This is a genomic window from Synechococcus sp. Cruz CV12-2-Slac-r (assembly GCF_024346075.1).
Classification (GTDB): Bacteria; Cyanobacteriota; Cyanobacteriia; order PCC-6307; family Cyanobiaceae; genus Synechococcus_D.
This window is the reverse complement of record NZ_JAGQEK010000071.1, coordinates 1-9,030: the sequence shown is the minus strand read 5'-3', so window position 1 is coordinate 9,030 and position 9,030 is coordinate 1. Positions and strand designations below refer to the sequence as shown.

The 9,030-nt window shown below is 48.7% G+C and carries 10 protein-coding genes, 1 tRNA gene and 1 pseudogene; 9 read left to right on the top strand and 3 right to left on the bottom strand.

Going from position 1 to position 9,030, the window contains the following annotated elements:
* From KB557_RS06950 to KB557_RS06935, 4 genes are all read left to right on the top strand, one after another.
* Positions 1 to 266, top strand: a 266-nt coding sequence (locus tag KB557_RS06950) for an alanine racemase C-terminal domain-containing protein (protein ID WP_315856207.1), incomplete at its 5' end; no start/stop codon positions are given.
* An 18-nt stretch (positions 267 to 284) separates the two neighbouring features.
* A tRNA-Ser gene (locus tag KB557_RS06945) sits at positions 285 to 373 on the top strand.
* Positions 374 to 462: 89 nt separating this feature from the next.
* Positions 463 to 639 (top strand): hypothetical protein, encoded by a 177-nt coding sequence (locus tag KB557_RS06940; RefSeq protein ID WP_255132647.1) that lies wholly within the window; start codon positions 463 to 465, stop codon positions 637 to 639.
* 33 nt (positions 640 to 672) lie between these two features.
* On the top strand, positions 673 to 915 hold the full coding sequence (locus KB557_RS06935) for a hypothetical protein (protein ID WP_255132645.1): 243 nt from the start codon (positions 673 to 675) through the stop codon (positions 913 to 915).
* Between the two features lie 14 nt (positions 916 to 929).
* On the opposite strand, the gene KB557_RS06930 is transcribed toward KB557_RS06935, so the two are convergent.
* Together KB557_RS06930 and KB557_RS06925 are read right to left on the bottom strand one after the other, a co-directional pair.
* Positions 930 to 1,106 carry a hypothetical protein gene (locus tag KB557_RS06930; RefSeq protein ID WP_255132643.1) on the bottom strand — a complete coding sequence of 59 codons (177 nt, stop codon included), beginning with the start codon at positions 1,104 to 1,106 and terminating at the stop codon, positions 930 to 932.
* Positions 1,107 to 1,141: 35 nt separating this feature from the next.
* A complete protein-coding gene (locus KB557_RS06925) occupies positions 1,142 to 2,065 on the bottom strand; it encodes a serine hydrolase (RefSeq protein ID WP_255132641.1) in 924 nt (307 codons plus the stop codon).
* 17 nt (positions 2,066 to 2,082) lie between these two features.
* Here KB557_RS06925 and KB557_RS06920 point away from each other — a divergent pair, with 17 nt between their 5' ends.
* From KB557_RS06920 to KB557_RS06900, 5 genes are all read left to right on the top strand, one after another.
* Complete coding sequence (locus tag KB557_RS06920) at positions 2,083 to 2,814, top strand: C40 family peptidase (RefSeq protein ID WP_255132639.1); 732 nt, start codon at positions 2,083 to 2,085, stop codon at positions 2,812 to 2,814.
* Positions 2,795 to 3,775 (top strand): glycosyltransferase family 2 protein, encoded by a 981-nt coding sequence (locus KB557_RS06915; protein WP_255132637.1) that lies wholly within the window; start codon positions 2,795 to 2,797, stop codon positions 3,773 to 3,775. The genes KB557_RS06920 and KB557_RS06915 overlap by 20 nt, the downstream gene beginning before the upstream one ends.
* A gap of 106 nt (positions 3,776 to 3,881) precedes the next feature.
* The gene (locus KB557_RS06910) at positions 3,882 to 3,998 is read left to right on the top strand and encodes a photosystem I reaction center subunit VIII (RefSeq protein WP_106498649.1); all 117 of its coding nucleotides are present in this window, start codon (positions 3,882 to 3,884) and stop codon (positions 3,996 to 3,998) included.
* A 1-nt stretch (position 3,999) separates the two neighbouring features.
* The gene (locus KB557_RS06905; protein ID WP_255132635.1) at positions 4,000 to 4,491 is read left to right on the top strand and encodes a photosystem I reaction center subunit XI; all 492 of its coding nucleotides are present in this window, start codon (positions 4,000 to 4,002) and stop codon (positions 4,489 to 4,491) included.
* Between the two features lie 56 nt (positions 4,492 to 4,547).
* Positions 4,548 to 7,715 (top strand): efflux RND transporter permease subunit, encoded by a 3,168-nt coding sequence (locus KB557_RS06900; protein WP_255132633.1) that lies wholly within the window; start codon positions 4,548 to 4,550, stop codon positions 7,713 to 7,715.
* Positions 7,716 to 7,879: 164 nt separating this feature from the next.
* Here KB557_RS06900 and psaB read toward each other — a convergent pair.
* A pseudogene (gene psaB, locus KB557_RS06895) lies at positions 7,880 to 9,030 on the bottom strand (photosystem I chlorophyll a apoprotein A2); the annotation flags it as partial.

Genomic DNA, 9,030 nt, shown 5'->3' with positions numbered 1-9,030 from the left:
CCCGTTTGCTGTCGGGCCGCATGGAAGTGATGGCCCAAGGTGTGCGCTTGCCCCAGGTGGGTGCCATAACAATGGATCAACTGGTGGTGGATGCTACGGATTTACCGTCTTTAGAGGAAGGGCATGTGGTAACCCTGCTGGGCCAATCCGGAAATGATCAGATCGGCCCTGAGGTGTGGAGTGAAACCTGCGGCACAATCCCCTGGGAAATTCTTTGCAGTTTTAATCACCGCCTACCGCGGCTGCCTCCTTGCCAGGAGCACTGATAAACTTTCCAAACCACTGGAGAGGTGGCTGAGCGGTTGAAAGCGGCTCCCTGCTAAGGAGTTACAGGGGGCAACTCTTGTCGAGGGTTCGAATCCCTCCCTCTCCGTTTCAAAAGGGTTCAAGCGGTTCTCAGACCGCTTGAACCCTTTTGTTTTTGTAAATCACTTAGATTTGTTCTGTAGTGCAGGCACTTATATGAATAATCCTCTTTGGATGCTGCTGCCCTGGGCGGTTTTCGCTTTTGCCGTTGGGATCAAATTTTGGCGTATTACCAGCTTGTTTCGCCGCCACGTGCTTGTTAAACCCCAAGGGGTTGAAGCTTTTAGAAAAACCCTCGAGCGCATCTGGGCAAAAGATCAACAGACTGCATAATTACAACTAAATTAATTTTGTAAAATTAAAATCATGGCATCAAGATTAACTAGGGAATATGCGCCTTTAGAACCGAATGTTAATCACTCCATCGTTTGCATTGGAGGTTCCGGAGGTGATGAATTTTTTTATTGCAACGAACAGGGCGATGTGGCAACGTTGATTTCGAACTTTAAAGAAAAATATAAAAAAATTACTGGATTTGCAGCAGTTAAGGTGGCGGTTTACAATATTGATTCAATTACAACAACCCATATTATTGGTATTAATCTGTAGAAAATTTATAAATCCTATTTATTAATTGCCTTCCATACCCACCAAGCAACAAGCCCACCAAAGATCCAAGGCAAAAGTCCCCTAAAAATCAACAATGCCAAAACAACTACAACTGCAGAAATAGCGGTGCGTTTTGTGATTGCCTTTGCATCATCACTCATAAAACGCCAACGGGGGATGATAGCCATCATATAACAATAATTAAGCTAACTATAACAAAAAGCGATCAGCGCAATACTTTCCAAAGCTTGGCTGCTAGGTCAGGCAAGAATTGTTCATCGGCGGCCCATTGGCTGCCTTCACTAAAAACTACCAACAAAAAAGGCGGGCAATCCGGCACCTCGCAATAGGCGGCGTCATGGCGCGCCGTACTCATCCAGCCAGCTTTACTCCATAAAAAACTTCCCTCTGGTAGCCCTGCCCCCAAAAAACCATCCACCTGGTTTTCCAGATCAGCCTTGCGATCAGCAATATCCAAACTGCGAGCTATCGCACCACGAAGCCGGGCCCCTGCCAGTGGTGATTGCCAGGCACCAGCAATCACGGCATGGAGCAAGCGAGCGGTGATATCGGTGTTCAAACGGTTGCGATTTTCTTTATTAGGGCCATAAAACTGCTGTTCGCGGCCGTAGGGGCCATCAGTCCAAGTTTTTTGGCAGGCGTTACAGCCATCCCATTCCGCCCAGCCCAATTTTGCAAACCATTGATTAACCAACAAGCGTTGGCGCGCCCAACTATTCAGTGGATCCTCAGGCAACTCAGCTCCACTGTTCGTACCCGTTAATAAATCCACCACAAATGAAGTGGCATCGTTACTTGAATCTTGCAACATCGCCCTGAAGGCACGGCGCAACTCTGGCCCTTCAAGCAATAAATCACGACCTAACCAGCTTTCAATCGCAGCGCCATAAAAAAGTTTCACCACACTGGCGGGATATCGCAACTGCTGCCCCTGATAACTCGCCCCTTTTATGGGTAATTGCCAAAAATCTTCGTTGTTAAGTGAAGAGGCAATATCAATTGGCGAATTGTTGTAAACCACCCAGGTAGCGCTGATGTTGCGTAATTCTTCCGGCGCCAGCTGCGTTATTTCAGCAAGCGCTGTGCTTAATTGCTCCTCCAGCTGTGGATCCTGGCTGTAGAACGCCATTGCAAAGGCACATTGCTATGGAAACCCTAGTCAGCCTGCAAAATCCAAGCCTGCAACCCCTTAGCTGCTGGCAACTAACTAAACCACTTGATCTTTACAGCAATGCAAGGGGCATGGGCCTTGCTACGCAAGCCTGGCCTGGCCGCTGTTTGAAAATTTTGGCAACGCCAGTAGAAGGGCGGCGGCGCTTGGTGCAATTAAAAGAAGATGGCTACCGCGGCTGGATCGAACCGCAACAACTAGTTGGCGCTGAGGTGAGTTGTGAGGTGGGGCGTCCGCGGCAGCTCAACGCCCCTGCTATCGATGCCCTCTTACCAAAGTTGCTAGCAAACGCAATTGCTGCCATGGCAATTCCAAATACCTATCTATGGGGAGGCAGCCTCGGCCCCAATTTTGATTGTTCGGGCTTAGTTCAACGCTTATTTGCCGATCTCGGTGTTTGGATTCCAAGGGACGCCTATCAACAGGAGCGCTTCTGTAATGCCGTAGCTGTTAATTCCGGCTGCTTTAGTTTGCTGGCCCCCGGAGATCTGATCTTTTTTGGTAAACCCCAACGTTGCAGCCATGTGGGGCTACATCTAGGAAACGGCAGATATTTGCATAGCTCCGGGATAAGCCATGGCCGTAATGGCATCGGCATCGATGCGTTATGGGCTAGCGATAAACACCCTGTTGCCAGCCATTACAGGGCAGAGATACGTGGTGCTGGCAGAGTGCAGCGCTGCCACGATGGCAGCTACCTTCCCTAACGCTTCCCCAGCCGTGACCATTTCCGTGGTGATACCTCTGTTTAACGAGGAGGAGAGCCTGCCGCTGCTGGTGGCTCAAGTGCTCGGCACCATGCGGCATTTGGGCGAAATTTTTGAACTTGTATTGGTAGACGACGGCTCCAGCGATGGAACGGCAAAGGTGCTTACCCAATTAAGCGAAACCACACCTGAATTAGTGGCTGTGTTGCTGCGGCGCAACTACGGCCAAACAGCTGCAATGGCCGCTGGATTTGATGCAAGCAATGGGGATGAGATCGTTACTTTGGATGGTGATTTACAAAATGATCCAGCCGACATCCCCTTGATGTTGCACAAGTTGCGGGAAGGCTTTGATCTGGTGAGCGGCTGGCGTCATCAACGTCAAGATGCCGCCTTAAGCCGTTTACTTCCTTCAAAACTGGCCAACCGTTTAATCGCATCAGTTACTGATGTGCGGCTCCACGATTACGGCTGTTCCTTAAAGGCCTATCGCCGTGAAGTGCTTGCAGATATGAATCTCTACGGTGAATTGCATCGCTTTCTGCCGGCTTTGGCCTCAATTGAGGGGGCGCGAATCACAGAACTAAAAGTGAATCATCAACCTCGCCGCTACGGCAAAAGTAAATACGGCATCGATCGAACTTTTCGTGTGTTGATGGATTTACTCACGGTGTGGTTCATGAAACGTTTCCTCACCAGACCCATGCATGTATTTGGGTTTTGGGGGCTGTTGGCAATCGTGGCGGGCAGCTTGATGGGTTTAGTGCTAGTTGCCGAAAAATTACTGGGCAACAACATCGCAAACCGGCCTCTGCTCACCCTTTGCGTGTTGTTGCTTTTGGCGGGGGTTCAGCTTTTTTGTTTTGGGCTCCTTGGAGAGTTGATGATGCGCACTTATCACGAAAGCCAAGGACGCCCCATTTACCGCGTCCGCGCCACCTTGAGGGGCAGTGCAGCTTGAATTTTTATGACGCCTAAGCCCGGCCAATGAACCTGGGCGATTGAGGTTCGTACAGTCCGTTAGCTAGAGCCTTGGCTCTTGATGTTCTCACAGGTGTTTTCAACCAATGACGGGAGAATTTGCCGCAGCCTGGATGCCCTCGGTGTTCATACCACTGGTAGGAATCGGTTTGCCTGCAGTGGTTATGGCTTTGCTTTTTAATGTGATTGAGGCTCGAGACTGAGATGACTGTCACCCCTGTCGCCGACCCCTGCGTCGGCAATCTGGCCACGCCTGTTAACAGCAGCTGGTTCACTAAGGCTTTTCTGAACGCCTTACCCGCCTATCGCCCATCCCTTTCGCCTAACCGCAGGGGCTTGGAAGTTGGCATGGCCCATGGCTTCTTCCTCTACGGACCCTTCAGTGTTTGCGGCCCTTTGCGCAACACCGATTACGCCGCTACAGCTGGCTTACTAGCTGCCGTTGGCCTGGTTTCAATCCTCACGGTGTGTCTCTCGATTTATGGCACCGCCGGAAGGGGTCCAAATGTGCAGCCCCCTGATGCCACCATCGACAACCCTCCCGCCGACCTGTTTACCAAAGCTGGTTGGGCCGAATTTGCCAGTGGCTTTTGGTTAGGTGGTTGCGGTGGAGCTGCCTTTGCCTGGTTCCTTGCTGGCACTGCTTTGGTTTCACCATTAGTGAACATCGCAGGTGGTGTTTGGAGCGTGGGCTAACCCAAAGCCCCCCTTCCGCTGACAAGATCAGATAACTAGCGCAGGGATTCCTGCTGATGTCTGTTTCTGATCCGTTTTTGAAGCGGCCGCTGCTCACCCTGGTGCTCAGCGTCTTGATCGTTCTAGCCGGGGTGGTGAGCCTTTTTGGCATGCAGGTGGAAAACCTGCCACCGATTGCCCCAAGCAAGGTAACGGTGCGGGCCACCTACCCCGGAGCGGGGGCTGAAGTGGTGGAGCAAGGGGTTACCACCCTGCTAGAGCGACAATTAAATAGCCTTGAAAGACTTGATTCAATCCGTTCATCCAGCACCGCAAATGGTGCAAGTGTTGAACTAACTTTCAGTGACGCAATCGGTGAAGATCGCCGTAGCTCTGAATTAAATCAAATTAATGTGCAAAACGAGGCAAATCTCGTTACCCGTCAATTACCACAATCGGTAATACGCCAAGGTTTACAAGTAAGAAGAACAAGCACTGATCTTTTGATGGTGCTGAGTTTCAGTGATAAAAGCAAACTTTATAGCCAACAATTTATCAGCAGCTGGGTTGATCGTTATCTTCGCGATCCATTACTCCGGTTGCCAGGAATTGGTGATGTAAGCCTCACTGGAAGTGGGAATTTAGCCTATCGGCTCTGGCTAAATCCAGATCAATTAAATCGCTTCCGGCTCACAATTAATGATGTGAGTGTTGCATTACAAAGAGAAAATGTACTTGCAGCACTTGGGCAGGTGGGCGATGCCCCAAGCCCTGCTGATCAGCAATACAACCTGCCTCTACGCATGGAGGGAAGGTTACGTAGCCAAGAAGAAATTGAAAACCTAATAGTTGCGCCTTTGGGCGATGGCAACAGCGTGCGTTTAAAAGATTTAGGTAGAGTTAGCCTCGGCGATGAAAACTACAACAGCAGTGCTCGCAATCTTAGGGGCCAATCCACCGTAGCTTTGTCTATTTTTCAACGGGATGGCAGCAACGCCCTGGAGCTAAGTGATGCTGTGGAATTGCTATTAGAGCAGGTTACACCAGATCTACCGCCGGGATTAGAGATTCAAACCATCGTTGATGTGGCAGATAATGTACGCGAAAATATCAACCACGCCGTTGATGCCCTAAGAGATGCGGTGATATTGGTATTTATTGTTTTGCTATTGGGGTTAGGCAATTGGCGCTTGGCTGTAATAACTGCTATTGCGGTGCCAGTGTCTTTACTTGGTAGCTTTATTCTACTGCGAACAATGGATGGCTCAATAAACACTCTTACCCTATTTGGCCTTGTGCTGGCATCAGGGGTGGTGGTAGATGATGCAATTGTTGTTAGCGAAGATATCGGGCGCCGCATTGAACTTGGCGAAACCCCACGCCAGGCAGCCGGAAATGCAATGCAGGAATTAAGCGGTGCTGTGATTGCCACTTCCTTAGTACTTGTTGTGGTATTTCTGCCTGTATTATTAATGCCTGGATCAGTGGGTAAATTATATCAACCGATCGCTGTTGTGATTGGTAGTTCAATTCTAATTTCAATGATTAATGCCCTTACCTTTACACCCGTAGCTTCAACAATATTACTTTCTCAAAATTTTGGCAGTGCACCTAAACCATTGGCAATTATTCATAAATTTCTTCAACGCAGTGAGAATTGGCTATTAGAACTACGAAATCCATATCAAAAAGCGCTGGAATATACATTTAAAAAGAGACGCTTAGTAATTATCGGCTTATTAGCTGGCCTGCTTGCAACTGGCATTGGCATAAAAAGCCTACCCACCGGCTTTATACCCCAAGAAGATGATGGCCAAATTCGTGGGGTGCTGGTGTTACCTGAAGGTGCATCGCTTGCACGCACTGAAAAGGCGATGGAGCAAATCCGCAAAGTGGTAGAAAAAGAACCGCTAGTTAGGGTGGGTAATTTTTATGCCGGCAGGTCTTTTGGTGATAGTGCCGCAAATAAAGGTGTATTTTTCCTGCGACTACAACCGTTGGATAAAAGAGGTTATGGAAACGATAAAAGCACTGCTGCAGTAATAGAAAAATTAAACTTACCGCTGCGAAAAGCACTTAAAGGTGCTGGCAGGGTGAACTTAAGCCAACCGCCACCAGTGCGTGGATTTGGCTCAGAAGGGGGATTGGAATTGGAATTGTTAGATGTAAGCGGCGGCGGCTTAAGCCTTGGTGCCTTCGGCGAAGAAGCACAAGATTTTATTCGTAGAGCGGAAGCCACAGGTAAGTTTGAGCGCGTTAGCACCCGTTTCAATCCAGATTCACCAGCGCTGCAGGTGGTGCCCGACCGGCAAAGAATGGCGGCTGTTGGCGTAAGCCTTCAAGAACTGGTGGGAGTGCTTGGCGAAAGCTTTGGTAGCAGCTATGTAAACGACACCTTTGAAGACGGCAGGGTGCGGCGCATCTTGATTCAATTAGATGGTAAAGATCGCAGTAAACCAGAAGATGTTTTGCGGTTATTGGTAAGAAACAGAAAAGGGGATTTAATCCCAATTTCAAGCCTGGTGCGGCTTGAGCAGGCCTACGGACCCACCAGCATCAATCGCAGCGAGCAAAGCCGTGCAATTTCAATCCAAGCATTACCAAAACCAGGTATCAGCAGCGGCCAAGCAATTGAACTGGTGCAACAGGTACAAATCCAACGTAATAGCCCAATCACCCAATTGAATTTCACAGGGCTCACCCGAGAAGAACAAAAGGCAAGCGGTAGCACCTGGGGTTTATTTGCTCTTGGTTTAGCGGTAGTTTATTTGTTATTAGCAGCGTTATATGAAAGTGCAATTGATCCTTTAGTGATCCTGATTACGGTGCCATTGGGCTTACTTGGTGTGGTGATAGGGCTAGCGGGAAGAGGACTATTTCTTGATGTTTACGGCCAGGTGGGAGTTTTGGTATTAATAAGCCTGGCTGCAAAAAATGGAATTTTGATTGTTGAATTTGCAAACCAACGCTTGCAGGAAGGTAAATCTGTAAGTGCAGCAATTCGAGAAGCTGCTGCATTAAGGCTGCGGCCAATACTTTTAACAGCAGTCGCTTCCCTGGCTGGATTCTTACCCCTTGTGGTGGCACGAGGGGCTGGAGCCGCCAGCAGGGTGAGCATTGGCACTGTGGTTTTTAGCGGCTTACTAGTTTCAACTGCATTAAGTTTATTTGTATTACCAGTGATCTACGAAATTGTAAAAGAATGGGAGCTGAGGGGCAAAACGTTAGCAGCTAAGGATAGGTAAAGAAGCTCCAAAATTTAGCAAGTAAAGCAGATCAGTTTCAATGGAATGTGTAAATATCTTAAATTAAATATATAAGAATCACAAAATATAAATACATAGTAGTATTTAATCCCACAAAAAAACCTCCGCCGAAGCGGAGGCTTTTTAATGAAACTAAAAGCTAGCTAGCCAAATTTACTAGCTGTTGATGCGATCAAGAAGGCAGCGTAGGTAAGGATATAACCAATGGTGAAGTGGGCTAAACCAACTACACGAGCTTGAACGATTGATAGTGCAACAGGCTTATCGCGCCAGCCCACCAAGTTGGCGAGTGGTGTGCGTTGATGGGCCCAAACGATGGTTTCAATCAGCTCTTGCCAATAACCACGCCAGGAGATGAGGAACATAAATCCAGTAGCCCACACAAGGTGACCAAACAGGAACATCCATGCCCAAACAGCCAAGTTGTTGCTACCGGAAGGGTTGTAACCATTAATCAACTGTGAGCTATTAAGCCACAGATAATCGCGGAACCAGCCCATCAAATAGGTACTTGATTCATTGAACTGAGCCACATTGCCTTGCCAAATTGCAAGATGCTTCCAGTGCCAATAGAAAGTTACCCAGCCCACGGTATTCAAAGCCCAGAACACTGCTAAGTAGAAGGAATCCCAAGCAGAAATATCGCAGGTGCCACCACGGCCAGGGCCATCGCAAGGGAATGAATAACCGAAGTCTTTTTTATCAGGCATCAGTTTGGAACCCCTGGCATCAAGGGCACCCTTCACAAGGATGAGGGTGGTGGTGTGCAGCCCAAGCGCGATGGCGTGGTGCACTAAGAAATCACCAGGGCCGATCTGTAAGAACACATCGGTATTAGGTGAATTAATTGCATCCATCCAACCGCCCATATAGGCAGCATTGGCATGACTGGCGGCACTGCCTGCATTAGAGAGCAGCACATCCATTCCATACATCGCTTTACCTGAAGCGGCCTGCACGAATTGCGCAAACACTGGCTCCACCAAGATCTGCTTCTCAGGCGTACCGAAGGCAACTACTACGTCGTTGTGAACATAGAGACCAAGGGTATGAAAACCGAGGAAGAGAGATACCCAGCTGAGGTGGCTAATGATCGCCTCTTTGTGCTCCAACATCCGAGCCAGAACGTTGTTCTTATTGGCTTCGGGGTCGTAGTCACGAATGAAGAAGATCGCACCGTGGGCAAAGGCACCACACATCAAGAAGATGGCGATGTATTGGTGATGGGTATAAAGCGCTGCCTGAGTTGTGTAGTCCTTTGCGATGAAGGCATAGGAGGGCATCGAATACATAT